Source organism: Enterobacter sp. CCUG 70166 (assembly GCF_020224095.1).
Taxonomy (GTDB): Bacteria; Pseudomonadota; Gammaproteobacteria; order Enterobacterales; family Enterobacteriaceae; genus Enterobacter; species Enterobacter intestinihominis.
This window is the reverse complement of record NZ_NRIQ01000035.1, coordinates 77854-103483: the sequence shown is the minus strand read 5'-3', so window position 1 is coordinate 103483 and position 25630 is coordinate 77854. Positions and strand designations below refer to the sequence as shown.

Here is a 25630-nt window from a genome sequence, read left to right as displayed (position 1 = left end):
GCAGGTCTTCGGCGTGCCGTCGCGCGTGCAGTGCGCGTGCATTCGCACCGCACTTCGCGCCGCCTTCAGCGCAGCCGTCCAACGTGCAGACGTCTTGCTTCGAACGCGCCTGGCCTGCGGCTCCAGGCTTGTCCACCTGCGCGTTCGCCGGCGGGTTGGCTGCGGGTGCAGCAGCGCCGCCGGGCCGACGATGCCCGGAGCGGGAGCGAAGGGCAACGGCGGAAGGCAAGACAAAAGGACGCGGCACCGGGCCGCGTCGAAGGCCTGTCTGCACATGGGGGTGGCGCGGCACGGAGCGGCTTTGCCGCCGTGCCGCGTGGGGCGCGAGGCCCGCGCCAATGCAGGCATGTCCGCGTGCTTCGCACGCCCGGAGACGCCGGAGCTTGCCAGGGGCGCTGCCATGACCGACCGCCGCGACGACGATTTCCGGGTGCGCCCTGGCGCGCCGAAGAACCGAGGCAAAGGCCAGGGCCGGAGCTTCGTTTCCAAGGTGCTCAAGCGGGCTGGCAAAGCCAGCGGCGGCAAGTCGGCGGTGCGCCGTCCTGTCGCTGGCGGGAGCGGCCAGCACGCGGGCCAGCGGCCCGGCTCACGGCTTGGGCGCGGCCATACGGCAGCGCGCTTCGCAGGTGCAAAGCTGACACCCATGTCACGGCGCGTGACCGTCAAGACGCTGCTGGTCAACCAGCGCAACGCCAGCCCGCAGTCGCTCGCCAAGCACCTGCGCTACATCGAGCGCGACGGTGCCGGCCGGGACGGCGAGCCGGGCCGTGCCTACGGGCCGCAGACCGACCATGCCGACCTCGATGCCTTCAAGAAACGCTGCCAGGACGACCGACACCATTTCCGTTTCATTGTTTCCCCGGAAGACGGAGCCGAGCTGCACGACCTGCGCACCTACACCCGGCACCTGATGAACCGCATGGAGGCCGACCTGGGAACGCGGCTGGATTGGGTGGCGGTCGATCACTGGAACACCGACAACCCGCACACGCACCTGATCGTGCGCGGACGCGACGATACCGGCAGAGACCTCGTCATCGCGGGCGACTACATCGCCCACGGCTTCCGCCATCGCGCCGCCGAGCTGGCGACGGAATGGCTGGGGCCGCGCACCGAACTGGAGATCCAGCAGACCTGGCAGCGCGAGGTGAAGCAAGAGCGGTGGACGAGCCTCGACCGCACGTTGCAGCGCGAGGTCGGCGAGGATGACCGGGTGCGGATCGAACGCTTCAACGAACCGACGTTGCAACGCCAGCGCCTGCTACTGATCGGCCGGCTGCAACGCTTGCAGCGGCTCGGCCTGGCCGACGAGGTGCAGCCCAGCACCTGGGCCATCCATGCCGACGCTGAGAAGACCCTGCGTGCCCTGGGCGAGCGTGGCGACATCATCCGCACCATGCAGCGCGCCATGAGCGGCCAGCCGCGCGAGCTGGCGATATTCGAGCCGGCCGACGACGGCCGTACCCTCGTCGGCCGCGTGGCCGCCAAGGGGCTGGCCGACGAGCTGCACGACCGCGGCTATCTGGTCATCGACGGCGTGGACGGCAAGGCCCACTACGTCGCTTTGAACGCCCGCGACGAACTGGCGAGCTACCCCACCGGCGCGGTGGTGGAGGTGCGTGGTTCCGCCGAGGTACGGGCGGCGGACAAGAACATCGCCGCACTGGCGAGCGATGGCCTGTACCGTACCGATCATCACCTGGCGATCGAGCAAGGCCGAGCCAAGCCCGGCCGCGACCCGCAGGAAGTCGTCGCGGCCCACGTCCGACGGCTGGAAGCCCTGCGCCGGGCCGGCATCGTGGAGCGCGTGGCGGAAGGGCTATGGAAAGTGCCGGACGACCTATCCGAGCGTGGGCGCCAGTACGATGCGCAGCGACTGGGCGGCGTGGCCGTGGACCTGAAATCTCACCTGCCGATCGAGCGGCAGGCCCGCGTGATCGGCGCCACCTGGCTCGACCAGCAACTGATCGGCGGCGGCCGGGGATTGGGCGACCTGGGCTTTGGTGGCGATGCCAAGCAAGCCTTGCAGCAGCGCGCCGACTTCCTCGAAGAACAGGGGCTGGCCCAGCGGCGTGGGCAGCGGGTGATTCTCTCCCGGAATCTGCTGGAAACGCTGCGCAATCGGGAGCTGGCGCAGGCCGCCCAGCACATTGCCGCCGATAGTGGGTTGGAGCATCGGCACGTCACAGACGGGCAGCGCGTAGCCGGCATCTACCGGCGCTCGGTCATTCTCGCCAGCGGTCGCTATGCGCTGCTCGATGACGGCATGGGGTTCAGTCTGGTGCCTTGGCGGCCGATAATCGAGCCACGACTGGGGCAGCAGATCGCCGCGACTGTACGCGGCGGCGGTGTGTCATGGGAGGTTGGACGGCAACGAGGTCCTGGGATTGGATAGGGGCCGTAGGCTGTCGTACCGAGTTAAGGTGTCGAGCAGCGTTCTGGCCCTAGCTTCTGTGCTCCGTTAAGGCGACTAGTCTGTGCTTATCGCCGACGCTGTGGGTGCATGGTTGCTTGCCGATTCCGGTGCAACTCGCAAACGCGCTGCCCCGACCTGAACTGCCCATTCAACGATCTGCCCGGCCAACACGTCTGTCGCGACACCGAACGCGCTCACCACATCTGCCTCTCGCTTGCTGCCTGTAGCTTGGATTGCTTCGAAGCGTCTACTGGCAATAGCAGTCCGTTTGGCCGGATCGACCAGTTGCACATCGAGCCGAACCCGAACCGCGGCGATCGCTTCAGTGCCGCGGTATTCGAGCTGGAACGCCCGTAGCGTACTGCGCAACTCCATATCGGCGCTCATTGGCGTGCTATCGGTAATCACCGAAGTCGACCGGCCATCGCGCATGAAGGCTTCGACGATTCGGTCGCGTAGCAGCACCGGTGCGGGGTCGGCCCAACGCACTCCTTGCCAAGCCGACAAGCGACCATCGGGCTGCGCAATGAAAAGCCGCTCCGAATCCAGGACGCGACTACTCTCAGGGGCGTAGACGCGCAGCGCCCCAGGTCCAGGAACGGCGCGTGGCGTACTCTCCGCCTGGGCGATGTGATAGTCGGGCAGTTTGTAGGTGACCATTGGAGCTGTTTTGGGAAGCACACTGCACGCGGACAAGCCGAGTACTAGCGTCATAGTCGCGGCAGCGACGGGAATCATCCTGGCGGAAGTGTTCACGGCTTGGTTTCCTCAATGTTCTCTCCACCGAGCAGGTATTGCGCCGGATTGCGATCCAGTCGGCGCAGCACGGTGTTTAGATTGGCCAGCGCCTGCTGGAGTTCGTGCATGGCAGGGCCTGTGGCGGCCATGCCTTGGTTCAGCGATTCCTGATTGTTTTGCAGTAGCGTCTCAACCCTGAAAGCGGCGCGTTCGAGGGATGCCGTTGCATCACGCGTGTTCACCATGATTTGCTTACCATCGTTATTTAGTAGCAGGTTGGCATCGCGAAGAGTGCTATTTGCTTGGCGCACGGCAGCTGTCGATTCTCTGCTTGCTTCGGTCAGATTGCTGATTAACGTCGCGATCTCGGCCCTCTGGTCAGCGACCGCGCCCGTAGTCTGTTCGAGATTCACTAGACTGCGGTGCACAAGAGCCAAATTCTCCTTCGACAGTAACTCCTGCGTGCGCAGCAAGATGCCGTTGAGTGTCGTCATGCTGTTACCCTCGCCGGAGACCAGGGATGCCATCGCCGAACGTGGCGCGAGGATCAACGGTTCCTCGTCCTCTTTCCGATCCAGCAATGGCACGTTTGGCCCGCCGTCGCTCAACTCGATCACCGCGTTGCCGGTAATTCCCGTGATGACCAATTCAGCGCGGGTATCCTGCCGGACCGGGATGGTGGCATTGATACGCACGCGCGCTATCGCCCGCCTTGGGTCACGCGGCGAAAGAGAAAGTGCAACGACTTCGCCAATCGTGATTCCGCTGTACTGAACCTGGCTGCCGGGCGTAAGCCCGGTCACTGGCTCATCGAACATGATCCGGTAATACTGGTAATCGTGGTCGGAACGTGTGTCGCTGAGCCAGAGCGCGAAGCCGATACCAATCGCACCGAGCAGCACGACGAACAGACCAATGAATACATGATGGGCACGTGGCTCCATGATCAGACCACCTCGTTTTCAGAGTGTAAATATTGCGTGCGCCCAGCCCAATGCGTGCGCGACGGAAGAATGATGCAGATGCGGAAGGGTTTCATGGCTGCGTCTCTTGGCTGGAAGCACCAGTGGCCTGTGCGGCCGCACGGCCACGGGGGCCGTGAAAGTATTCCTGTATCCACGGGTGCTTGAATCGCTCGACTGCCTCGATGCCGTCGTTGATGAGTACCTTCTGGTTCGCCAGGACCGCGACACGGTCGCATATGGTGTACAGCGTATCGAGGTCGTGGGTTACCAGAAACACCGTGAGACCCAGTGCATTGCGCAGGGTCAGAATCAATTGGTCGAAAGATGCAGCCCCGATTGGATCCAGTCCTGCGGTGGGTTCGTCAAGAAACAGGATGTTCGCATCAAGCGCCAAGGCTCTCGCCAGTGCTGCTCGTTTCACCATGCCTCCGGACAACGAGGCCGGATATTTGTCTCCCGCTCCGGCAGGCAACCCCACCAAGCCCAGCTTGCTTCTTGCCAAACGCTCGGCAAGAGGCCGCGCCAGACCGACATGCTCGATTAAAGGAAGAGCGACGTTCTCCAAGACGGTCAGCGATGAATACAACGCGCCCTTCTGGAACAGAATGCCGAACCTTCGCTCCATACGCGCGCGTGCAAGCCATTGGGCTCGCAGTAGGTCGCGCCCCCCGATACGGACCACGCCCGAATGCGGCTTCTGCAGCCCGACGATGCTACGCAAGAGCACGGATTTCCCGGTGCCTGATCCTCCCACCACGCCAAGGATTTCCCCGCGTCGCACGTCCAGGTCCAGGTCCTGATGGACCTGCTGGGTTCCAAACCTGTTGTCTAGGCCGCGCACTTCAATAGCGTGTCGCACACCGTTGTCGGTGTCTTGCTTCACCGCGCTCACCAGCCCATCTCCATGAAGAACAGTGCAGCGATGGCATCGATCAGGATCACCATGAAGATTGATTGCACAACACTAGAAGTCGTGTGGTCGCCTACCGACTCAGCGCTACCGGCGACCTTGAACCCTTCATGGCAGCCGATAGCGGCGATCATCACCGCGAAGAGCGGGGACTTGCTCATTCCGACAAGAAAATGGCGCACCTCGATTTTTTCCTGCACGATGGCAAGGAACTGTGCAGGAGGAATCTCCAAGCTCAGTGCGCATACAGTGGCGCCGCCCACAATGCCAGCCAAGATGCCTACTAATGTGAGCAGTGGCAAGGACACAAGAAGCGCCAGCACGCGTGGCAGCACCAGCAACTCGATGGGGTCGAGCGCGTTGGAGCGAAGCGCATCGATCTCTTCATTTGCCTTCATCGAACCGATTTGGGCGGTATACGCGCTTGCGGTACGGCCTGCAATCAATATGGCCGGGAGCAGCACTCCGAACTCGCGCATGAACGAGAAGGCGACCAGATGCACCGAGAAGATGCTCGCACCGAAGTTGGCCAGCACCGTTGCGCCCAGGAACGCCACCACCATTCCTACCATGAAGCTCAGTAGCGCCACGATGGGAATGGCGTCCACCGCTGACCGCTGGATTTGAGCGATCACCGAGGTCGTGCGCCAGCGACGCGGGTGACGAACGGTACGGCTCCATGTTTCGATGATCTGACCCACGAACCCGGCCAGACCAAGACACGCACGACAGCCCTGTTCCACGGTCAGGCCTATGCGTCCCAGACCGCGGAGCAGAGGATTCCCGCTCACCGCTGCTTTGTCCGTCTTCTGCTGAGCGGTAGCAGCGGCGGCAAGCGCTTTCATTAGGGCGAGGCGATCCGGGGACAGATTTGGAGCTGCCTCCGGCCGGTCGAGTATCGAGTCTGGCCCGAGAATTTCCACCAGCAGAGCCGCGCCGGCGGTGTCCAGTCTCTGGACTTGCGTCCAGTCGAGCAAGGGAGTGGCGTACCCCTCGGCATGGCTGATGCGGGCGGCGGACACGGATTTTGCCAGACTGGCGTAGTGCTCTATCGTCCAGTCGCCACCCGCCAGCCATTTGTGATCACCGCCGACCATGGCATCCTGCCGGAGCCAAGCCTGTGAAGCGTTGCTCATGGCTGCGTGTCCCGCCAAGCGCTGTCGATGCGCTCGATGCAGTTCGTGATCGCCGCTTTGGCATGACCCAGCAATGTGTACGAACCGGCGAACTCTTTAATGACGTTGCCGCGCTCGAAGCAACTGGCGGCAGCAACGCGTCGTCCCGTACTTACATCGACTGCTTCGAACTCTAGGCTGGCACCGCCCGTCGTCACGGGTCCAACCAGCAGGGTCGTCATTGCATTGACTGCCCGATTCGGTGTCTGCAGTTCGGTGACCGCTACACGCACCCGAACCTGTCCCGTGCCACCTGGGGTGGCGGGACTTTTGCCTTCCTGGCGTTTCAGTTCGCTCGTCACATGGTCTAGCACTTCACGCTGCTGCGCGTCATCGAGCCCATCGATGCGACCCGAGGCGGTCTTGATCTGCGCATCTTCCACCACGACAGCGGCATAACGCTTGGGCTCGAATCCCGCTGCGCGGTACATCAGTACGTTCTCGTATCGTGTCGGCGATAACTTCTCGTAGTCGCCGAGAAATCCGGAGCGCGTCATGCTGTTGGTCGCGCATCCAGAGAGCGCGGCTGCTACGCAAAAAAAAATGCCGCCGCGGATCAATGCAGTTTTGCTCTTCATAATGGGTCTCCTTGATCAAACGAAACTAAGACAGGCAATGCCTGCTGCGATGAGGGCGGTGCCAGACCAGCGCGTCACTGATGCGAGATCGCCTAGCAAGAGGGCGCCGATACCCAAGTTTCCAAGTAGCCCGATTCCTGCCCAGGCTGCAGAGGCCGCGCTGATCGGAATCCGCTTGAGCGCGAGCCACAAAAGTGCGCCGCTGGCCGCCATGCACGTCACTGCCACACAGAGGCCGACCCAGCGCGTCGGACCGCCCGCCGTGATGGCCCGCAGGCCCAATGGATAGCCCGCTCCTAGAACCCCTGCGGCAATGACAATCGACCAGGATTTCCAGATCAGCGGATGGATGCTGAATCGCATAAGCCTAGCGAGACATACGGATGAAGCGTGGGTACATACGAATTCTGAGAATGCGCAGCACGAGGCGGTCCGCAAGAGACTCATGAGCGATCTCCATGCGCGGTGGCGGCACTCAGGCTCCACGGCCCAATTCGCTTGATTCCAAACAGGACTTCGTAAAGCAACGGAATCAAGCCCAACGTCACCAGCGTTCCGAGCGCCAGCCCACCGATCATCGCGATCGCCATCCCTTTCCATAACGGTCCGGAGAAGAGCATGAGTGGCACCAGTCCCGAAATGCAGGTGACCTTGGTCATCACGATTGGACGAAGTCGTTGTATCGCGGCCCCAACCAAGGCTTCATGGCGCGGCAGGCCTTCCGCTAAGCCCTGGTCGATGCGTTCCAGCAACAGCACGGCGTTGTTGACAATGATCCCGAACAAGGCCAGTACGCCGAAGGTCGCCATGAAGCTGAAAGGTGTGCCGGTTAGCTTCAGAGCCAATACCACGCCGATAAGCGTGAAAGGGATCGTCGCGAGGATCACACCGAGCTTGCGGAAGGAATTGAACTGCCATACGAACAGCATCAGCATCGCCAGAAATGCGAGGGGCATGTAGGTCGACAGCGCGGCGTTCGATTCGGCAGCTTCCTCGATCTCGCCGCCAAGTTCGACCGAGTAGCCCGCGGGCAGGTCCAAGGCAGCGACGCTAGGCACCAGGCGGTTGACGATCTCCTGGGCGGTGTAGGAGGTGTTCTGTCCTTGCACGGTGATCGTGCGGATGAGATTACGCCGTTGGATGACCGATGGCTCGCTCGCGAGCGATACGTCTGCGACCTGGGCCAGCGTCACCGCCGGACCGCCGTTGCTGGGATAGATGAGCGTCGCGCCTACGTCTGCCGTGCTGCGACGCTCGCTTACGATGCTGCGCAGGACGATCGGAACGGAGGTGTCACCGTCGCGAATCACCGAGATCGATCGGCCGCTGTAGCGGACATCCAGCCCGCCAGCGATGTCTTCAGTCGTTACGCCCGCCCGACGCGCGCGGTCCTGGTCAACCTTTACGTCGATGCGGCCAATGCGCGTATCCCAATCGTTCTTGACGTTGATGGTTCCGGGCAGCTTGCGCAGTGCTGCTTCGATTTTGGACGCAGCCTCCAACAATACCTCCTCATCCGGACCGCTGACACGATAGATGGCGGTCCCTGATTCGGTCGCACCGAGCGAGAAGCGCTTGGGCTCGGCGCGCACGTCGCCATGTGCGTGCGCAAAGTAGCTGCGGGTTCGGGCGAGGACAGCGTCGATGTCGCTCTTCGGCTTCAGTGTGACAACGAAGTACGCGATGTTCGATGCCGGCAGCGGTGGATTCAGGCTAAGGATGAAGCGAGGTCCACCATCGGCGACGTAGCCGATGTGATCGGAGACTTCTGGATTGATGTTCGTGTCGCCCAGCCAACTACTGATCTGCTTCACGCGTGCGAGCGTTTCGCGCGAATCCGTACCTGGGGCGAGCTGCACCGGAATCTGGAACTGAAGCCGGTCGGACTTGGGCATGAAATCGTAAGGCAGGGTGGTGAAGCCATACAGCGCAATGGCAAGCGCCGCGATCATCGACGCTACATAGACCGCCTTATGGTGGAGAACCCACTCCAGTACGCGCCGGTAGCCACGGTAGAAGCGGGTGTCATAGGCGTCGCCATGCTCCTGCTTGTGGTGGGGTTTGGCGAAGTGGTAGCACAACAGGGGCGTGACAGTCAGGCACAGCAGCCACGATGCGAACAACGTCAGTGCCAGCACGACCACGAGATTGTGCAGATACTCGCTCGTGGCGTTCTGGCCAAAAAAGAACGGCGAGAACACGATCACGATCACGAGCGAGGACGTGAGCAGCGGAATGGCGAGCGTGCGGCCGGCCTCGAGGCAGGCATGCTTACGATCTTCGCCACCGGCTAGGCGGCGTTCGATGTCTTCGGCAATCACAATGCCGTTGTCCACCAACAAGCCGAGCGCAATGATGATGGCGCCCATCGAGACGTTCTGAAGCTCGATGTTCATCGCGCGCATGACGATGAGTGCACTGAGGATCGTCAACGGCACGATCATGCCCACGATGATCCCGGTTCGCCAACCGAGGAAGAGCACGACGACACCGAGGACGACGATGATCGTCTCCATCATGACGTGGTTCATTTTGCCCATCTCGTGCTTGACGACATCGGCCTGGAAAGTGACGTATGACAGATCGAAACCCGCCGGCAGCAGCTTCTCCTGGTCTGCAACCCGTGCTTTGAGCGCTTTTCCGAACTGCTCCACGTTTTGACCAGAGGCCATCGAAACCGCCATGACGACCGCGGGCTGGCCTTTGTAGATGGCGGCAGACTCCGGCGGATCGGCTGGCCGCACACTCACCTGCGCCAGTTCACCCAATGCGATCGTCGGCATGGGCGCCGTACTACTTTGCGGTCGCGGCAGCGCGATCGGCATTGCTCGCAGGGAGGGAGCGTCACTCACTTCGCCACTGACCGCCAAGGTTGCATTGATGCCGCCGACGACAATTTGTCCACCCGAAGCGACGACGTTCTGTTTGACGAGTTGGTCGATCACCCCCTGTGGTGTCAGCTCCAATCGCGCAAGCCTAGGCCGATCGAACTCGAGATAGACGCGCTCTTCCTGCAGGCCGTAGAAAGTGATGCGCTCAATACCAGGCACGGTGTACAGGCGGTCGCGCATCTGCTTGAGCGCGACGCGCATCTCGCTCATGGAGTAACCTGGTGCAGTGACCGCAATCGAGGCAACCGCGACGCGGCCGAAGTCTTCGTCGACGAAAGGCCCCATCGTGCCCTGTGGTAAGGCATCCTTCGAATCGGCGACCTTGGCCCGGACGCGCTGCCAGATCGGTGCCAAGTCGGTGTAGCGGTCCCAGATCGTGACCTGGATCATGGCGCTGCCTGCGCGCACGGTGCTCGTCACGCGCTTGACCTCTGCCAGTTCGCGCAAGCGCTCCTCGATCGGCCGGGCAATGAGTTGCTCAACGCGTTCGGCGGGCAGCCCCGGGTTCAACGCCGTGACCATCGCATCGCGGACCGTGACAGTCGGCTCCTCCTGAGAAGGAAAATTCAGGAAGGTCGCGATGCCGGCGACGAAAATGATAAGCGCTACAAAGTAGGTAAGTCGACTGGCGCGCAGCGCCATCTCGGTGATCTTCATGATGAAGTAACCTGGTGGATCGCGTTAGCGCTTGGTCAATTGAGTGGTGGCTTCCAGTGGTGTCACTGGCTGTCCATCGGTGAGCCATCCGCCTCCGGCGGCAACCACCGTCTCGCCGGGCTTAAGTCCAGCGAGGACGCGCGCGCTGTCTCCTTCCTGTGCCGGCGTGAAGCGCACCGCGCGACGGTGCACCTTCTTATCTGCAGGGGTGTAGACGAAGACGGAAGCCTCACCCGGCTTCGTGCCGAGCACCAGCGAGGCATAAGGGACGGATACAGTCTCGGGCCGAGAGGTCTTGGAGGTCGCCGCAGGTGCGTCGAGCACGACCTGTACGGGAATACCTGGCCGAAGTGCGCGCGCTTGCGCGTTATCTTCAGGCACTAGCACCACGGGTAGGAGCGAGCCATTTTCGGCGCGCAGACCGACACGACGTACCACCGCTCGGATTGGTTGTTCGGCTCCGCTCCAGAACAGTTCTGCGCGTTGGCCGACATCTATGTGAGGTGCCTGTGTAGTAGACGCGTTCGCGATGATCTCAGTGCCACTGCGCACACCGTCGACCTGAAATACCGGCGCACCAGCAGCAATGTCGGTGAACGCCAAAGCCAGCTTTTCCGCCACGACACCATCGAAAGGAGCGACGATTATCGTGCCACGTTGTGCTCGTTCGGCCAGGCCAAGCGCTGCCTTGGCAGTGCGCGCTTGGCCCTCTGCGACCGCTAGCTGCGCCTTGGCGCTCTCGAACGCAGCAGGGGAGATGACTTCGCTTTCGAGCAACCGGCGCTGTTGATCTGTCTGTACACGTCGATCCATCAGGCCGGCTTCGGCGGCCGCCAGGGATGCTTGCGCTTGCGTCACGCGAAGCCGGTCAGGTTCCGCATCAAGTTCTGCCATGACTTGACCGCGGGCGAACCGTTCACCCACGTCGACGTTCAACTTGGCGATCCGTCCTCCTGTTTCAAATCCTAGGATGCTGCGCTCGGTTGCTCGCGCCGAGCCAGTCAATTCGATGCGGGAGCTATGCGGAAGATCCGACTGCGCGGCGGCGAGCTTCACTGCACGCGGAGGCTCGGATACGGTGGATTGCGAGTTTCCGCACCCTGAGACCAGGGTCGAAATGAATAGTGTGCAAGCAACCGTCAAGGAGCGCAGTGCGCACGCGGTCATGAAAGCTCTACGGACGCGACTCATGGGTGTCCTTTCGCAGGGATCAGTTCGAGATGGCCCGAGGCGAGATCCTGGAGCGCCCGAAAGAAATGCCGCCGCTCTGCGGGTGCGAGTATCGGCAGACCCAGGAGATCGGCGAACAGGGCGCCATCCAATGCCAGCATGATGAGTGCCGCGGTCTCGGTGCCACGCGGGGATCGACGCACGCGTTCGTACTGCACGCGATACCACTCGCGCAGTGGGTCGAGAAGTGTTGGATCTTCCGCAGCTGCCGCGAGCAGCGCTGCGCCCATCTTCTGCATCTCGTCGTCGGGTATCGCTTCCACCTGGCTCGACAGCCAGGGGTCCGGGTCTCCGGCAAACCTGCGCTCGTGATTGGCTTGTACCGCGTCGAACGCCCGGATCATCTCGTCGATCAGTGTCACGAACAAATCGCGTTTGGTCTTGAAATGATAGAGAAACGCCCCTTTGCTCAACCCGGCCCGCACGACGACGGCGTCCAGCGTCAGACGACTGGCGCCTTCCTCCAGCACCAGTTCGCGAGCGGCCTGCAGGATGCGCTCGCGAGTTAGCTGGGCTCCTTGCTGGAGAACGGGCTGCGCATCGGTGCTGCTATGGGCGGTGGACGGGGGGTGCAACTTTGTTTTCGCGCGAGGCGGCATGGTCGTGCTCCAAAAAAAGCTTGAGTCATATACAGTCCAGACGGTATAGTAGAAGGCGTAAAACAGTCCGTCAAGACTTTTTCGGAATGCAAGGACCTGCCATGTCTCAAATTCTTGAACGCTATCGCCTCATGGCCATGATTTCGCCGCTAATGCTTCTTGCGGCTTGCAGCCATGCTCCGCACTCTGCCGATCCGCCTCGCCTGGATGTACCGGCCCATTTCTCAAATGAAGAGGGAGGTGAAGGCATCCTGGACAAATCATCCCGCCGTACTCTTCCCGTCGACTGGTGGACGGCCTACGGCGATCCACAGCTCAATGTCCTAGTCCGGGCGGCGCTGGAGCGCAACACCGAACTGTCGATTGCGCGCGCGCGCGTCGACGAGGCCTCGGCCGCCACGCGGCGAGCACGGGCCTCCCTGCTCCCCTCGTTGTCCGCGGGCACGCAGGCAACTCGAGGACGCGACTATTCAGAGAACGTTGCGATCGGCAATGATGGCCGCGCCACGTTGTCTGCATCGTGGGAGGCAGACCTGTCGGGGCGGCTTTCGCAGGCAGCAGAAGGTGCGCGCCTGGATGCGGTGGCAGCCGAACAAGCGTGGGTTGCCACGCGTTGGCAGGTCGCGTTTGAAACAGTGTCGGCGGCTGTGCAGCAGCGCCAAGCCAGTGAACTCGAAGCGCTCGCCACGGCGCGGCTGGCATCCGCCGAGCGACTTGTCTTGCTGACACAACGGAAGTTCGAGGCCGGACAAGCTACCGGCTTCGACATCGAGCGAACCCGCTCCGGCGTCGTCGCACTGCGTGTGGAGCAAGAGCAACTTCGGCGTGCGCGCGGCGAGGCGACGCATGCACTTGATGTACTAGCGGGACAAACGCCCGGAGCGTCTGCAGCTTCTCCGACTCTTGCTTCACTCGCCGCCCCCAATTGGACACCGACACGCATACCTGCGGACCTGCTGAGTGAGCGGCCCGACGTGCGCGCCGCCGAAGCGAAGTTCGCAGCCGAAACCGCGCGCTGGAACGCAGCCGAAGGCGAACGCTTCCCTAAGCTGGTGTTGGACCTGAGCGGCGGACGGCAGCGCGTTGAGAGTGCGGGGACGCGCATTACCGGCAACATTTTTTCACTTGGGGCCGGGGTTTCGTTGCCGATCTTCGATGGTGGCGCGATCCGTGCCGGCATCGAGACCGGAGAGGCGCGCAGCCGAGCTGCGCGCGCGGAGTTCGAGCGCACTTTGTTGAGTGCATTGCAGGACGTAGAGAACGCATACCTCGGTTGGCATACGCAGCACGCCGCACTGGAGCATCAGACCGAGGGGGTCGCAGTCGCGGAGCGTCAGCTCGATCGCAGCCGCCGTCTGTTTGAGGCGGGACAAGTGGACGCCACGGTGGTGGCCGAGGCTGAGGCGGGGGTGATGTCAGCGCAGGCTTCGCTGATCCGCACGCGGGCCGAGACAGCCGTGCAATGGGGTGTGCTGGCAAAAGCACTATCCGGCCCACCTGTTTGATCGGGGAAGCTTGCTGGAGCAGCTTGCGAAGGCTAGATAGCGTGGCGCAAGGCGAAGGTGGTGAGGCCTAAGTGAGGAGGAATGCGAACATGGAAATTCGGCATCTGCGCTACTTTCTAGCGGTGGCAGAGGAACTGCACTTTGCCCGAGCCGCAGAGCGCCTCCACATCGAGACATCGCCGCTGTCGCGCGCCATCAAAGAGCTTGAAGAGGAGTTGGGCGTAGCGCTATTTGCGAGAACCACTCGGAGCACCCGCTTGACTCGTGCAGGCAGACTCTTCTTTGAGAGCGTACCCCGTGTCTTCGCAGCTTTGCAGCAGGCGCGCGACAGTGTGAACGCCGCAGCCAATGGCTTTCATTGCCAGCTCCGTATTGCATTGTCTGATGGAATCACGCCATCGCGCCTGCCTGCGTTGTTGGCGCTCTGCCGGCAGGAAGAGCCGGAAGTGGAAGTTCGCTTCTTCGAAGTGCCTTTGTCACAGCAAATCAAGGGATTGTGTGGCGAACTGTACGATCTCGGCTTCGCTCAATCGGATGAAGTCGGCGAAGGCATCATCGCCGTGCCGGTGTGGAGTGACCCTCTGATGGTAGCTGTGCCCGCACGGCACCCCTTGCTATCCCACAAACAGATTCCCCTGGAAGAGCTGTTGCGGTATCCGCTGGTGCTCTGCGACGCGGTGGCGTGTGAGGGCCATGCTCGGCAAGTTGAACGGGTGCTACGTCGCGTGGACATTGAGCCTCTAATTGCCGAACGCGTGACTTCCAGCGATCTAATGATGGTCCTGGTTTCGGCGGGACTTGCACTAGGCCTCACAGGAGGTGCGCATATTACTGCCAGCAGGGAACAGGGTGTGGTCGCACGGCCGCTGACTGGAGGTTCGCCCATGCTCACGACCTATCTGCTACGACCGGCCAGCGAGCCGTCAGAAATACTGACTCGCTTCATGGAACGCGTTCATTCGATCAAATCTCCAGACGCCAAAAGTCGGCGGTAAACCATCACACAATCTCCCAAGGAAACTTAACCATGAAGAAGATTGCTCTCATATTGCTTTCCTCGACACTGGCAGCCTGCAGCCCATCCGGGAAACCAGATAAAGGCAACCTTCCGACGGTCGATGAATTAGCGCTCAATCCTGAGCGGCTGAAAAAGTTGCGCCAGCAATGCAAGTTGGATCGTCCTATGCTGGGCGACCAACTATGTAACCGGGTTGCCGAGGCTACCCGAAAGCGCTTTTACGAAGATGGCGATGTGCCCTACACCACACCTAAAGAGCCGCCGAAGTTCTAAGCTGGTGGTCACGCTGGAGTATGTATGCCGGATATGAAAAACTTGAAGGAGAATTGCAATGGGCTGGATCTATCTTGTTTTGGCTGGATTGTTTGAAATCGGATGGCCGGTCGGGCTGAAAATGGCGCAAGAGCCAACATCGCGTTGGAGTGGGGTCGCAGTAGCCGTCTCTTTCATGACAATTAGCGGCGCCTTCCTATGGCTTGCTCAGCGTCAGATACCGATTGGGACTGCTTATGCGGTGTGGACGGGTATCGGAGCGGCGGGAACGTTCTTAGTCGGAATTCATTTCTATGGCGACCCAACCTCCCTGATGCGATACCTTGGCGTGGCGCTGATCATCCTGGGCGTTATCACGCTCAAGTTATCGAGTTGAGTACTAGCTCCTTTGATAGCGTAGTCACTGGGACACCCTGCGACACAGACTGGATCGGGTTCTGGGAACTCGCACGGTCACCTCCTCCTAGTCGTTATATGTGGTGAGCTTGCCGCAGCCTCGGGAGAGTTCGAGCCAGTGCGCGTAAGGCGGTGGAGCAGCCATTCCGGGTGCTCCACCTTCAGCTCCTGCAAAGGTGGAGAAAGAGTGTGGGTTGGCTAGCATGGCGCGGCCAAGAATCACCAAACCCATCTACCTGCCAGCGATCACGTGCTCGGCCATTCGCGGATGGTCGATGCCCCAACTCACTGCCACAGGTAGCCCAGTCTCGCGGCTCATGCGTTTGGCAAAGGGGCTGACGCGACGGCCGGCAACCAGCGGCTGGCCATTCGCTTCCTTGACATTAACCAGTCCGGCTCGGCCGTGGCAGACCGCCGCGACCACCCTGCCGTCAGCCCAAGCGCCCGACAGCAGATTGACGAGCGCCCCGCTCCGGGTAAGTCCCACATGGTGCCATGGCCGCCGGGCAGGAACATCACCGCACCCCCTTCCGGGGCGATGCTGTCGATCTTCAGCGAGCCTTCGAGCTTGTCCATCGACACCTTGTCATCGAGGAAGCATTCCACGCTCGGCGGGTTCATGCCTTCGCTCGCTATGGAATGAGGATCCACCGGAATCTCGCCGCCGGCGATTGACGCAATATCCACATTGGCACCTGCATCGACCAAGGCGTAGTACGGGGTGGACTGTTCCTCGAACCACACGCCGGTCAGGCGCGGGTCGTCGCCCATCGTTGCCTGCGAAGTCAAAACCAGCAGAATCTCGAGGGGAGTTCCCATCATGGTTTTCTCAGTTCAGACGCTTGGGATCAAGCGGCCAGCGACCATTACGCCTGCTTGGCTTTGCGCGCTGTCTCGACCAAGCTGTCGAGCCAGTCCTGATGGCCGTTGATCATCGGGTTGGGTTTGGCGTTGTGCAGCTCCTCGGCCGGCTTGCCCTTCTGCGTTTCCTGCGTGAGGATGCGCACGCGCCCGCCGTCCAGGTTCTCGACCAGCCAGGCGTGATGCACATCCAGGCGCGTATCTGTGCCTTCCTCGCCGGACCAGCCGTGCCAGGCCACGCGGCCGGGTTGCCCATCCGCAGGTGCCACGTACTCGTTGCACTGCCCCTCTACCGGGAAGCCGAAGGTCTCGAAATAAAATCGATCGCCGTCGGCCAGTACCGGGCCTTTGCCGCCATGAAAGCGCACGTTAGCCGAGTTGGCGTAGTAGCTTGACCACAGCGATGGTGTGACGAGTAGCGGCCATACGTCGGCCGCGCTCAAGCCGGCGGCGATGATCTCATTAGAGGCGAAATTCTCAGTAAAGCCCGGCGTGTAGCCTTCGGGCCAGAGGATGGCGTTCTGTTGCTTGCTCATATCGAAGCTCCTTCACAAAATGTCAATGACGCAACAGGGGTGGCTGCGTCATTCAAGTGGTCATAGAGCAATCATGATCCTCCCTGTGAAATAAGTGAAATACTAATTTTTTATTTTTGAAATCATATAATTTGATATCAGCGTCTAGGTTCTGCCATCCGCCGACAAGGCTATCTCGCAGCGGTGCTACGAAAGGGTCCGTCTCCAATTGAGCCGGCTGATTGCATATTTGTAGTGCGAGGCAGAGTTGTGCTGAGCATGACGATGAGAGCCATCTTGCCTACTTGTTGTTAGCACAGGAAGTGAACAGCAGTGCTCGTATCCAGCGATGTGCTGGATCGTGATGGGTGCGTTCGTGCCAAGCAGCCGTCTTGGTGAACCCCGGTATCTTCACCGGCGGCAGGGAGATAGCCAGCTTGTCCATACCGGCGACCAAGCGGCTCGGCAAGATCGCAACCATGTCACTGGCACGCAGGATGTCTGGCAAGATCAGAAAGCTCTTGACCGACAGTGTGACGCTTCGTTGTTTGCCCAACTGTTCTAGCGCATCGTCGGTGACGCCGCGGAAACCTCCACCATCGTAGGAAACAAGCGCATGGTCGAGAGCACAGAACTGCTTAACTGTCAGCTTGCGCCCCATAGCCGCTGGATGGTCTTCCCGCAGGACACACACGTAGTGCTCCTTGAATAGCTCTCGGGCATGCAGATTTGGCGGAGTGATCTCTGGCGTCAGGAGGGCTAGATCGATCTGACCGCGCTCAAGCTGGTTCTGTAGCAGTCCGCTCTCGACTGGCACTAATGAGACTCGAACGCGCGGTGCGTGCTGTTTGAGTGCCGATAGAAATGGGACAGCAATGGCACGCAGCGCATAGTCCGTCGCGGCGATGGAGAAGGTCAGTTGTGCGGTGGCTGGGTCGAAAGAAGGTGGCTGGAGCAGCGCGTCGATTTCCGCTAGCACCTGTTTGACAGATATCCCTATGTCTAGCGCCCGCTGCGTCGGAACGATGCCCCGCTGCGCACGCGCGAACAGCGGGTCGCCGAAGCTTTCACGCAGCCGCGCAAGCATGCCGCTCAAGGCCGGTTGGGTTAGTCCAAGACGTGCTGCCGCCCGTGTCACGTTGCGTTCGTCCAACAATACGTCCAGCGCCTTGAGTAAGTTGAGATCCATGCTCTTCATATCTTTCATTCTTATCAAGATTTCAATAAATAATTCTTTTCCATGATATCTAGATTCTGCTCATGAGGGGAGCAAGACCCAGCGAGAATTTTTTTCTGGGCAACCTCTTGGAAACTCCAAATGCGCCATAGGGTGCTGTAGTTTGCGGCGTTTGTCTTCGACTCGCCCCGCCGCTCATTCTTTCTTTTCCCTCGACCGTTGTGCTCAAAACGGTCTTTGACGGGCACCCACCCGGCACCGATCCTCGCTCTATGCGGCACGTTCCTGTGCCGCTTTTGAACGAGGAATCAGTGCAGGGAAATCGGAGGCCAGTCAATGCAAGCTCAGGGCGTACTGTTCGGGCAGATCGCCGCCGTATTCGGCATCGTGATCGCCGGCGTGTGGGGTGCAACGCAATGGACAGCCGCCGCCCTGGGCTATCAACTACGCCTTGGCTCGCCATGGTTCGACTTCTTTGGAACCCCGGTCTATCACCCTTGGCGGCTGTTCGAGTGGTGGTTCTTCTTTGATGCCTACGCGCCGCACGTCTTCGATATCGGCGGGGCCATCGCGGGTGGAAGTGGTCTGGTGGCCGTGGTGGTCGCCATCGCCATGTCGGTGTGGCGCTCGCGGCAAGCGCGCCTTGTCACCACCTACGGTTCGGCACGCTGGGCCGATGCGGAAGACATACGCAAAGCTGGGCTGATCCAGCCCGACGGGGTTTTCCTCGGGCTGCATCGCGGCCAGTACCTCCGCCATGAAGGCCCGGAACACGTCCTGACCTTCGCACCAACGCGCTCGGGCAAGGGTGTGGGCCTGGTCGTTCCCACCTTGTTGAGTTGGCCCGCATCCGTCGTCGTTCACGACATCAAAGGCGAGAACTGGACGCTCACCGCAGGCTGGCGTTCGCGGTTTAGCCACTGCCTCCTGTTCAACCCCACGGATGCGCAGTCGGCAGCCTACAACCCGCTGCTGGAAGTGAGGCGCGGCGCGCACGAAGTGCGCGACGTGCAGAACGTGGCCGACATTCTTGTCGATCCCGATGGCGCACTCGAACGCCGGAACCATTGGGAAAAGACCAGTCACGCGCTGCTGGTTGGCGCCATCCTGCATGTACTGTACGCAGGCGAGGACAAGACGCTGCGCGGTGTCGCCAACTTCCTCAGCGACCCGGCGTGTCCGTTCGAGCTGACGCTGCACCGGATGATGACGACGAAGCACCTGGGCGATGCGCCTCACCCGGTTGTCGCATCCGCTGCCCGCGAAGTGCTCAACAAGTCGGACAACGAGCGATCGGGCGTGCTCTCCACCGCCATGTCGTTTCTCGGCCTGTACCGCGACCCGACCGCGGCCGAAGTCACATCGCGCTGCGATTGGCGCATCGCCGACCTGATTTCCGCCGAGCACCCGGTATCGCTCTATCTGGTGGTGCCGCCCTCCGACATAAGCCGCACCAAACCGCTGATCCGGCTCATCTTGAACCAGATCGGGCGGCGGCTGACCGAATCGCTCGACGGCAGCGATGGCATCGCGCGCCGGCACAAGCTGCTGCTGATGCTGGACGAGTTTCCGGCGCTGGGTCGCCTAGATTTTTTCGAGTCCGCGCTTGCCTTCATGGCCGGCTACGGCATCCGCAGCTTTCTCATCGCTCAGAGCCTGAACCAGATCGACAAGGCATATGGGCAGAACCATTCCATCCTCGACAACTGCCATGTCCGGGTGACTTTCGCCACGAACGACGAAAGGACGGCGAAAAGGATTTCAGAAACCCTCGGCACCGCCACCGAGCTTCGCGCGCAGCGCAACTACGCCGGCCACCGGCTCGCTCCGTGGCTGGGGCACCTGATGGTGTCGCGTCAGGAAACTGCACGTCCGCTGCTGACGCCCGGCGAGGTGATGCAGCTTCCACCTGATGACGCAGTGGTCATGGTGTCCAGCGTTGCCCCGATCCGCGCGAAGAAGCTGCGCTACTACGCCGACGCCAATTTCAAGAATCGCGTCCTGCCACCGCCCGCGCTCGTAGCCGGGAGGTACACCGACGCGCCGCCAGCCCGCCCCGACGACTGGAGTGGCTTGGCGATCCCGGCCGTACCTGCGGCGCCGGCCTCGGCATCCGCCGATGGCCTGGGCGGCACCGACGACGGCGGCCCGCGCCGCCAGCCCGAACTCTCCGAAACCGTCGCCTACGACCCTGAGCCGGACGCACATGCGAACGACTTGGCGCTGCTCGATGACGACGACCTGGCGCTGCCGCTTCCCGGCCAGCTCGACCCGGCCATGCAGCGCACGGCCCGGCTGGCTTCCCTCGACCCCAACGACGGAATCGACCTATGAGCCAATACCGCCTCAATCTTTTCATCCAGCCCGAGCACGCCCAGCGCCTGGACGAACTGGCCGCCAAGAAAGGCGTGTCCAAGTCGTCCATCGTCGCAGCGGCCTTGGCGTCCTGGCTGTCGCCCGATGCTGGCGACCAGCGCGAGGCCGCCATTGCCAAGCGGTTGGATCGACTGTCGCGGCAGACCGAACGCCTGGAGCGCGACCAAAACATCCAGATCGAAACGCTCGCGCTGTTCATCCGCTACTTCCTGACCGTCAGCACGCCGGTGCCCGAAGCCCATCAGGATGCGGCACGCGCCCAGGGCAAGGTGCGCTTCGAGCAGTTCGTCGAGCAGTTGGGCCGCCACCTTCTGCGCGGCCGCAGTCTGGTGCGCGACGTGGTGGAGGAACTGCACCCCGATCCGATGCGGATGGATGACGCAGCAGTGATGGCGTCCGCCCATGAACGAACTGCGGAGCGTGCATCATGAGTGCCGTTCCACAGATCCCGCCCGAACCTCGCTCATCCGCAGCAGCGTCCCAGGATCGCCGCATCCAGATGCTGCGCACGGCAATGGGGCCGCTGATCGCCGCTGCGCTCGAAGACCCGGATGTGGTGGAAATCATGCTCAACCCCGATCGCACCCTGTGGGTGGATCGGTTGTCGTCGGGTCGCTCGCCGCTGGGCGTGGAGCTGCCCGAGGCCGATGGTGAACGCATCATCCGCCTGGTCGCCGCGCATGTCGGTGCGGAGGTGCATCGCGGCCAGCCGCTCTTGACCGCCGAGTTGCCGGAGACCGGCGAGCGTTTCGAGGGCATCCTGCCTCCGGCCGCCCCGGGGCCAGCCTTCGCGCTGCGCAAGCGGGCCGTGAGCATCATCGGCCTGGATCGCTACGTGGCCGACGGCATCCTGACCGCCGGGCAGGCCGAGTTCCTGCGCCGCGCCGTGCGCGAGCGGCAGAACATCCTGATCGCTGGCGGCACCAGCACCGGCAAGACCACGCTGGCGAACGCGCTGCTGGCCGAGATCGCCGCCACAGGCGACCGCGTGCTGGTGCTCGAAGACACCATCGAGCTGCAATGCGCGGCCCGCGACCATGTGCCGCTGCGCACCCGCGCCGGCGTCGTCACCATGACCGAGCTGGTGCGAGCCACGATGCGTCTGCGGCCTGACCGCGTGATCGTCGGTGAGGTGCGCGGCGGCGAAGCCCTCGACCTCATCAAAGTGTGGGGCACCGGCCACCCCGGCGGCATTGCAACCATCCATGCCGGCTCCGCGCTGGGCGCCTTGCTGCGCCTCGAACAGCTGATTCTCGAAGTCGCTGTGAATCCGCCGCGGGCGCTGATCGCCGAGGCGGTCAACGTCGTCATCCACATCGCCGGACGCGGCCGCAAGCGCCACGTCGAAACCATAGCCCGTGTCGTCGGCTTCGACGACACGGGCTATCGCCTGGCGGACGCACTGGAAACGCCGTTTCCGGAGCTGACGCCGGTTCCTCTCGCAGCTGACGCCGCTGCACATCCCCGCCCCCCCAACCGACTTGGAGAACTGCCATGACGCATGTTGATTCTTTCCGCTTTTCCGTAAATCCGCCTCCTCGCCTGTCCGGCCTGGCGCCGCTGTGCAGCCTCACCCGCCCTGCGGGTCATGGACTGCTGCTGGCCGCGCTGCTGCTGTTGCTGGCCGGGACGGCGCAGGCCGCCGGTTCCTCGATGCCGTGGGAGGGGCCCTTGCAGTCGATTCTGGAGTCGATCCAGGGGCCGGTGGCACGCATCGTCGCGGTCATCATCATCATCGCCACGGGACTGGCGCTGGCCTTCGGAGACACCAGCGGCGGCTTTCGCAAGCTGATCCAGATCGTGTTCGGGTTGAGCATCGCGTTCGCCGCTTCCTCATTCTTCCTGTCGTTCTTCTCGTTCTCCGGCGGGGCCGTCGTATGAGTGCGGCCAGCGACTTTCCAGGCTTCGAGGTGCCGCTGCATCGCTCGCTGACCGAGCCAATACTGCTGGGCGGCGCACCGCGCACCGTGGCAATCGCCAACGGCACGCTGGCCGCCGCCGTCGGCCTGGGCCTGCAACTGTGGATTCTCGGCGTGGTGCTCTGGATCGTAGGCCACTCGCTGGCCGTATGGGGTGCGCGCGTCGATCCGCAGTTTATGCAGGTCTTCGCGCGCCACATCAAGCACAAGCCGCTGCTGGACGTGTGAGGAGGATCGCATGCTGAACCTTGCCGAATATCGTCAGCGCCCGGCCTTGCTTGCCGACTGGCTACCCTGGGCCGGGCTGATCGCGCCAGGCGTGGTGCTGAACAAGGATGGCTCATTCCAGCGCACCGCACGCTTTCGCGGGCCAGACTTGGACAGCGCCACGCAGGGCGAGCTGATCGCCACATCGGCGCGGCTCAACAACGCGCTGCGCCGCCTGGGTTCAGGCTGGGCCTTGTTCATCGAAGCCGCGCGCCGGCCAGCGGCAGACTATCCGCACTCGGACTTTCCCGAGCCACTGTCCTGGCTGGTGGACGAGGAACGCCGCGCCGCCTTTGAGGAATCGGGCCACCACTTCGAGAGCGGCTATCACCTGACGATGGTGTTTCTGCCGCCCGAGGAATCGCGTGCCCGCGCTGCCAAGCTGCTCTACGAGAACTCGCCAGGCGACGGAGTGGACTGGCGTGGCCGGCTCGATGCCTTCGTGTCGGAAACCGATCGGGTATTCGATCTGCTCGATGGCGTGATGCCGGAGATTGCCTGGCTCGATGACAACCAGACGCTGACCTACCTGCACGCCACGGTGTCCACGCGGCGCTACCGCGTCGACGTGCCCGACGTGCCGTTTCATATCGACGCGCTGCTGGCCGACTGCGCCTTGGTCGGTGGCCTTGCGCCCATGCTCGGCGACCAACACCTGCGCGTGGCGTCGGTGCGAGGCTTTCCGACCTCGACGTGGCCGGGGGTTCTGGACGACCTCAACCGCCTGGGCTTTGGCTACCGCTGGAGCACACGCTTTCTCTGCATGGACAAAGCCGAGGCGGAAAAGGAACTCGGCCGCTTGCGCCGTCAATGGTTTGCGAAGCGGAAGAACGTCGTCGCGTTGCTGCGCGAGACGATCTTCCAGCAGGAATCCCCGCTGGTGGATACCGATGCGAGCAACAAGGCCGCTGACGCCGACTCCGCCTTGCAGGAGTTGGGCAGCGACCAAGTTGCCTTCGGCTACCTCACCGCCACGGTGACGGTGCTCGACGCCGACCCGGCCGTGGCCGACGAGAAGCTGCGCATGGTGGAGCGCGTCATCCAGGGCCGGGGCTTCGTGACGATCCCCGAAACATTGAACGCCGTCGATGCCTGGCTGTCTTCGATTCCCGGAAACGCATACGCGAACGTGCGTCAGCCCATCGTTTCAACGCTGAACCTGGCCCACATGATGCCGCTGTCAGCGGTATGGGCTGGGCCGGAGAAGAACGACCACCTCGACGGCCCGCCGCTGATCGTGACACGCACCGATGGTGCGACGCCGTTCCGGCTGGTAATGCACATCGGCGACGTGGGCCACACCCTTGTCGCTGGGCCGACTGGCATGGGCAAGTCAGTACTGCTCGCCATCCTGGCCATGCAGTTCCGGCGCTACTTCGGCTCGCGGATCTTCGCCTTCGACATGGGGCGCTCGATGCGCGCCACCATCCTCGGCCTTGGCGGTGAGCACTATGACCTCGGCGCCGATGGCGGCATCGCCTTCCAGCCACTCGCACGAATTGCCCAGGAGGGCTACCGCACCTGGGCCGCCGAATGGGTGGAGGGCCGGCTGCTGCACGAAGGCGTGACGGTCGGCCCGGACGAGAAGGCTGCCATCTGGTCGGCGCTGAGAAGCCTTGCCGGTGCGCCGGCGGAGCAGCGCACCATGACCGGCTTGTCGGTGTTATTGCAGTCCAACGCGCTGCGCCAAGCGCTCGCGCCCTATGTGCTGGGCGGCGCACACGGCAAGCTGCTGGACGCTGACCAAGACCGGCTGGGCATGGCAGACGTGCAGGGCTTCGAGATGGAAGAACTGATGCACAGCCCTGCCGCCGTTCAAGCGGTGCTGCGCTACCTGTTCGCCCGCTTCGACGAACGTTTCGACGGCGCGCCCACGCTTTTGATCCTCGATGAAGCGTGGCTATTCCTTGATGAGCCATCTTTCGCGGCCCGCATCCGGCAATGGCTCAAGACGCTCAGAAAGAAGAACGTCAGCGTCATCTTTGCCACGCAGTCGCTGGCCGACATCAAGGACTCGACCATCGCGCCAGCCATCATCGAAAGCTGTGCGAGCAGGATTTTCTTACCTAATCCGCAGGCGACCGAGCCGCAGATTCGCTCGATCTACGAAGGCTTCGGCTTGAACAGCCGGCAGATCGAGATCGTCGCCACCGCGCAGCCCAAGCGCGACTACTACTACCAGTCGCGCCTCGGCAACCGCCTTTTCGACCTCGACCTGGGGCCTGTCGCGCTCGCATTCGCGGGCGCATCCACCCCTCAAGACCAACGCGACATTGACCGCATGCTGACGCAGGCCGGCGCTCCAGGCTTCGCCGGCGCGTGGCTGCGTCATCGCGGCCTCGGCTGGGCCGCCGACCTGCTGCCGTCCGCTCAGGCGGCAGCTTCCTTTCTCGCTTCTCAACCGCTGGAGGTTTCGCCATGAAGACCAAGCCCCGTTTGCTCTCCGTCTCACTCGCTGCCGTGCTGTCGGTATCGATGTTGGCCGTGCAGCCCGCATCCGCGCTGACGGTGTTCGACCCGTCCAACTTCGTGCAGAACACGCTGACCGCCGTGCGCACGCTGGAACAGATCAACAACCAGATCAACCAGCTCCAGAACGAGGCGCAGATGTTGATGAACCAGGCCAGGAACCTGGCAAATCTCGACTTCAACATCGTCAACCGCCTGCGCTCGACGCTCGCCACCACCGAGCGCCTGATCGCCGAGGCGCGCGGCTTGGCCTACGACGTGCAGAGCATGGATGCCACGTTCGCCCGCCTGTACCCGGAACAGTACGCCGCCACCATCAGCGGCGACCGCATGGCACAGGATGCCCGCGAACGCTGGCAGAACACCCTGAACGGCCTGCATACCGCGATGCGGATGCAGGCGCAGGTGTCGCAGAACCTCGCCCAAGACGAAAGCGCGCTGGCCGACCTCGTGAGCCAGAGCCAGTCGGCCACCGGCGCGCTGCAAGCGATGCAGGCGACGAACCAGCTCCTGGCTTTGCAGGCCAAGCAGTCGATCCAGTCGCAGCAGCTCCAGATCACGCAAGACCGGGCCGCTTCGCTGGAACTGGCGCGGCAAGCGGCGGCTATGGAGCGCGCCCGCGAAGTGCGGCGGCGCTTCCTCGGCACCGGCACGCCGTACACGCCGCAGTCCGTCAACTTCTACAACAACTGACC

Annotated in this window: 24 protein-coding genes; 12 read left to right on the top strand and 12 right to left on the bottom strand. The window is 62.5% G+C overall.

All coding sequences use genetic code 11. From position 1 onward, the window contains the following. Window positions 1-400: 400 nt before the first annotated feature. On the top strand, window positions 401-2395 hold the full coding sequence (locus tag CKK19_RS14655; RefSeq protein ID WP_034018426.1) for a relaxase/mobilization nuclease and DUF3363 domain-containing protein: 1995 nt from the start codon (window positions 401-403) through the stop codon (window positions 2393-2395). A gap of 75 nt (window positions 2396-2470) precedes the next feature. On the opposite strand, the gene CKK19_RS14650 is transcribed toward CKK19_RS14655, so the two are convergent. The 9 genes from CKK19_RS14650 to CKK19_RS14610 all read right to left on the bottom strand — a co-directional run bounded on the left by CKK19_RS14650 (window position 2471) and on the right by CKK19_RS14610 (window position 12159). Next, on the bottom strand, window positions 2471-3172 hold the full coding sequence (locus CKK19_RS14650; RefSeq protein WP_016487834.1) for an ABC-type transport auxiliary lipoprotein family protein: 702 nt from the start codon (window positions 3170-3172) through the stop codon (window positions 2471-2473). Continuing rightward, window positions 3169-4098 carry an MlaD family protein gene (locus CKK19_RS14645; RefSeq protein WP_034018428.1) on the bottom strand — a complete coding sequence of 310 codons (930 nt, stop codon included), beginning with the start codon at window positions 4096-4098 and terminating at the stop codon, window positions 3169-3171. Before CKK19_RS14645 ends, CKK19_RS14650 begins: the two co-directional genes overlap by 4 nt. A gap of 91 nt (window positions 4099-4189) precedes the next feature. After that, window positions 4190-5011, bottom strand: a complete 822-nt coding sequence (locus CKK19_RS14640) for an ABC transporter ATP-binding protein (protein ID WP_241656707.1) — start codon at window positions 5009-5011, stop codon at window positions 4190-4192. Next, window positions 5008-6165 carry an MlaE family ABC transporter permease gene (locus CKK19_RS14635; protein WP_016487831.1) on the bottom strand — a complete coding sequence of 386 codons (1158 nt, stop codon included), beginning with the start codon at window positions 6163-6165 and terminating at the stop codon, window positions 5008-5010. The genes CKK19_RS14640 and CKK19_RS14635 overlap by 4 nt, the downstream gene beginning before the upstream one ends. Next, window positions 6162-6782 carry a DUF3313 family protein gene (locus CKK19_RS14630; protein WP_016487830.1) on the bottom strand — a complete coding sequence of 207 codons (621 nt, stop codon included), beginning with the start codon at window positions 6780-6782 and terminating at the stop codon, window positions 6162-6164. The genes CKK19_RS14635 and CKK19_RS14630 overlap by 4 nt, the downstream gene beginning before the upstream one ends. Before the next feature lie 15 nt (window positions 6783-6797). Continuing rightward, entirely contained in the window at window positions 6798-7145 is a 348-nt protein-coding gene (locus CKK19_RS14625) for a DMT family transporter (RefSeq protein WP_032665245.1), read from the bottom strand. Window positions 7146-7225: 80 nt separating this feature from the next. Next, entirely contained in the window at window positions 7226-10330 is a 3105-nt protein-coding gene (locus CKK19_RS14620; protein WP_034018429.1) for an efflux RND transporter permease subunit, read from the bottom strand. 24 nt (window positions 10331-10354) lie between these two features. Then, window positions 10355-11497 carry an efflux RND transporter periplasmic adaptor subunit gene (locus CKK19_RS14615; RefSeq protein ID WP_225455167.1) on the bottom strand — a complete coding sequence of 381 codons (1143 nt, stop codon included), beginning with the start codon at window positions 11495-11497 and terminating at the stop codon, window positions 10355-10357. A gap of 20 nt (window positions 11498-11517) precedes the next feature. Continuing rightward, on the bottom strand, window positions 11518-12159 hold the full coding sequence (locus CKK19_RS14610) for a TetR/AcrR family transcriptional regulator (RefSeq protein WP_034018431.1): 642 nt from the start codon (window positions 12157-12159) through the stop codon (window positions 11518-11520). A gap of 101 nt (window positions 12160-12260) precedes the next feature. Between CKK19_RS14610 and CKK19_RS14605 the strand changes: the two genes are divergently transcribed. The 4 genes from CKK19_RS14605 to CKK19_RS14590 all read left to right on the top strand — a co-directional run bounded on the left by CKK19_RS14605 (window position 12261) and on the right by CKK19_RS14590 (window position 15331). Continuing rightward, window positions 12261-13664: an efflux transporter outer membrane subunit gene (locus CKK19_RS14605; RefSeq protein WP_016487825.1), complete on the top strand. Its 1404-nt coding sequence runs from the start codon at window positions 12261-12263 to the stop codon at window positions 13662-13664. Window positions 13665-13753: 89 nt separating this feature from the next. Then, window positions 13754-14659: a LysR family transcriptional regulator gene (locus CKK19_RS14600; protein ID WP_006378999.1), complete on the top strand. Its 906-nt coding sequence runs from the start codon at window positions 13754-13756 to the stop codon at window positions 14657-14659. 32 nt (window positions 14660-14691) lie between these two features. Continuing rightward, on the top strand, window positions 14692-14955 hold the full coding sequence (locus CKK19_RS14595) for an EexN family lipoprotein (protein ID WP_016487824.1): 264 nt from the start codon (window positions 14692-14694) through the stop codon (window positions 14953-14955). Window positions 14956-15013: 58 nt separating this feature from the next. Beyond that, window positions 15014-15331 (top strand): DMT family transporter, encoded by a 318-nt coding sequence (locus CKK19_RS14590; RefSeq protein WP_000539741.1) that lies wholly within the window; start codon window positions 15014-15016, stop codon window positions 15329-15331. 335 nt (window positions 15332-15666) lie between these two features. Here the strand turns inward: CKK19_RS14590 and CKK19_RS14585 are convergent, their stop codons facing one another. From CKK19_RS14585 to CKK19_RS14575, 3 genes are all read right to left on the bottom strand, one after another. Next, window positions 15667-16173, bottom strand: a complete 507-nt coding sequence (locus CKK19_RS14585) for a hypothetical protein (protein ID WP_052157317.1) — start codon at window positions 16171-16173, stop codon at window positions 15667-15669. 44 nt (window positions 16174-16217) lie between these two features. After that, window positions 16218-16748, bottom strand: coding sequence for a polyketide cyclase (locus tag CKK19_RS14580; protein WP_034018433.1), 531 nt, complete (start codon window positions 16746-16748; stop codon window positions 16218-16220). Window positions 16749-17028: 280 nt separating this feature from the next. After that, complete coding sequence (locus CKK19_RS14575; RefSeq protein ID WP_034018434.1) at window positions 17029-17934, bottom strand: LysR family transcriptional regulator; 906 nt, start codon at window positions 17932-17934, stop codon at window positions 17029-17031. Window positions 17935-18240: 306 nt separating this feature from the next. On the opposite strand from CKK19_RS14575, the gene CKK19_RS14570 reads away from it, so the two are divergent. Genes CKK19_RS14570 through trbJ form a run of 7 tightly spaced genes read left to right on the top strand, consistent with a single transcriptional unit; the run spans window position 18241 to window position 25628 of the window. After that, window positions 18241-20238 carry a conjugal transfer protein TraG gene (locus CKK19_RS14570; protein WP_181853945.1) on the top strand — a complete coding sequence of 666 codons (1998 nt, stop codon included), beginning with the start codon at window positions 18241-18243 and terminating at the stop codon, window positions 20236-20238. Further along, a complete protein-coding gene (locus tag CKK19_RS14565) occupies window positions 20235-20711 on the top strand; it encodes a CopG family transcriptional regulator (protein WP_068605611.1) in 477 nt (158 codons plus the stop codon). The genes CKK19_RS14570 and CKK19_RS14565 overlap by 4 nt, the downstream gene beginning before the upstream one ends. Next, complete coding sequence (gene trbB, locus CKK19_RS14560) at window positions 20708-21778, top strand: P-type conjugative transfer ATPase TrbB (protein ID WP_164823734.1); 1071 nt, start codon at window positions 20708-20710, stop codon at window positions 21776-21778. Before CKK19_RS14565 ends, trbB begins: the two co-directional genes overlap by 4 nt. Next, window positions 21775-22161 (top strand): TrbC/VirB2 family protein, encoded by a 387-nt coding sequence (locus tag CKK19_RS14555; RefSeq protein ID WP_068587371.1) that lies wholly within the window; start codon window positions 21775-21777, stop codon window positions 22159-22161. The genes trbB and CKK19_RS14555 overlap by 4 nt, the downstream gene beginning before the upstream one ends. After that, window positions 22158-22427, top strand: coding sequence for a VirB3 family type IV secretion system protein (locus CKK19_RS14550; protein ID WP_068587373.1), 270 nt, complete (start codon window positions 22158-22160; stop codon window positions 22425-22427). Before CKK19_RS14555 ends, CKK19_RS14550 begins: the two co-directional genes overlap by 4 nt. Before the next feature lie 10 nt (window positions 22428-22437). Then, a complete protein-coding gene (trbE, locus tag CKK19_RS14545; protein ID WP_164823733.1) occupies window positions 22438-24888 on the top strand; it encodes a conjugal transfer protein TrbE in 2451 nt (816 codons plus the stop codon). Continuing rightward, the gene (trbJ, locus tag CKK19_RS14540; RefSeq protein ID WP_164823732.1) at window positions 24885-25628 is read left to right on the top strand and encodes a P-type conjugative transfer protein TrbJ; all 744 of its coding nucleotides are present in this window, start codon (window positions 24885-24887) and stop codon (window positions 25626-25628) included. Before trbE ends, trbJ begins: the two co-directional genes overlap by 4 nt. Window positions 25629-25630: the final 2 nt, after the last annotated feature.

What these genes read in the sequence shown, in the direction of transcription:
- CKK19_RS14550 (WP_068587373.1), top strand. Translation starts at nt 22,158, where the DNA reads ATGAGTGCGGCCAGCGACTTTCCAGGCTTCGAGGTGCCGCTGCATCGC.
- CKK19_RS14580 (WP_034018433.1), bottom strand. Translation starts at nt 16,748, where the DNA reads ATGAGCAAGCAACAGAACGCCATCCTCTGGCCCGAAGGCTACACGCCG.
- CKK19_RS14655 (WP_034018426.1), top strand. Translation starts at nt 401, where the DNA reads ATGACCGACCGCCGCGACGACGATTTCCGGGTGCGCCCTGGCGCGCCG.
- CKK19_RS14600 (WP_006378999.1), top strand. Translation starts at nt 13,754, where the DNA reads ATGGAAATTCGGCATCTGCGCTACTTTCTAGCGGTGGCAGAGGAACTG.
- CKK19_RS14645 (WP_034018428.1), bottom strand. Translation starts at nt 4,098, where the DNA reads ATGGAGCCACGTGCCCATCATGTATTCATTGGTCTGTTCGTCGTGCTG.
- CKK19_RS14620 (WP_034018429.1), bottom strand. Translation starts at nt 10,330, where the DNA reads ATGAAGATCACCGAGATGGCGCTGCGCGCCAGTCGACTTACCTACTTT.
- trbE (WP_164823733.1), top strand. Translation starts at nt 22,438, where the DNA reads ATGCTGAACCTTGCCGAATATCGTCAGCGCCCGGCCTTGCTTGCCGAC.
- CKK19_RS14570 (WP_181853945.1), top strand. Translation starts at nt 18,241, where the DNA reads ATGCAAGCTCAGGGCGTACTGTTCGGGCAGATCGCCGCCGTATTCGGC.
- CKK19_RS14610 (WP_034018431.1), bottom strand. Translation starts at nt 12,159, where the DNA reads ATGCCGCCTCGCGCGAAAACAAAGTTGCACCCCCCGTCCACCGCCCAT.
- CKK19_RS14555 (WP_068587371.1), top strand. Translation starts at nt 21,775, where the DNA reads ATGACGCATGTTGATTCTTTCCGCTTTTCCGTAAATCCGCCTCCTCGC.
- CKK19_RS14575 (WP_034018434.1), bottom strand. Translation starts at nt 17,934, where the DNA reads ATGAAAGATATGAAGAGCATGGATCTCAACTTACTCAAGGCGCTGGAC.
- CKK19_RS14595 (WP_016487824.1), top strand. Translation starts at nt 14,692, where the DNA reads ATGAAGAAGATTGCTCTCATATTGCTTTCCTCGACACTGGCAGCCTGC.
- CKK19_RS14585 (WP_052157317.1), bottom strand. Translation starts at nt 16,173, where the DNA reads ATGATGGGAACTCCCCTCGAGATTCTGCTGGTTTTGACTTCGCAGGCA.
- CKK19_RS14605 (WP_016487825.1), top strand. Translation starts at nt 12,261, where the DNA reads ATGTCTCAAATTCTTGAACGCTATCGCCTCATGGCCATGATTTCGCCG.
- trbJ (WP_164823732.1), top strand. Translation starts at nt 24,885, where the DNA reads ATGAAGACCAAGCCCCGTTTGCTCTCCGTCTCACTCGCTGCCGTGCTG.
- CKK19_RS14590 (WP_000539741.1), top strand. Translation starts at nt 15,014, where the DNA reads ATGGGCTGGATCTATCTTGTTTTGGCTGGATTGTTTGAAATCGGATGG.
- trbB (WP_164823734.1), top strand. Translation starts at nt 20,708, where the DNA reads ATGAGTGCCGTTCCACAGATCCCGCCCGAACCTCGCTCATCCGCAGCA.
- CKK19_RS14615 (WP_225455167.1), bottom strand. Translation starts at nt 11,497, where the DNA reads ATGACCGCGTGCGCACTGCGCTCCTTGACGGTTGCTTGCACACTATTC.
- CKK19_RS14565 (WP_068605611.1), top strand. Translation starts at nt 20,235, where the DNA reads ATGAGCCAATACCGCCTCAATCTTTTCATCCAGCCCGAGCACGCCCAG.
- CKK19_RS14625 (WP_032665245.1), bottom strand. Translation starts at nt 7,145, where the DNA reads ATGCGATTCAGCATCCATCCGCTGATCTGGAAATCCTGGTCGATTGTC.
- CKK19_RS14635 (WP_016487831.1), bottom strand. Translation starts at nt 6,165, where the DNA reads ATGAGCAACGCTTCACAGGCTTGGCTCCGGCAGGATGCCATGGTCGGC.
- CKK19_RS14630 (WP_016487830.1), bottom strand. Translation starts at nt 6,782, where the DNA reads ATGAAGAGCAAAACTGCATTGATCCGCGGCGGCATTTTTTTTTGCGTA.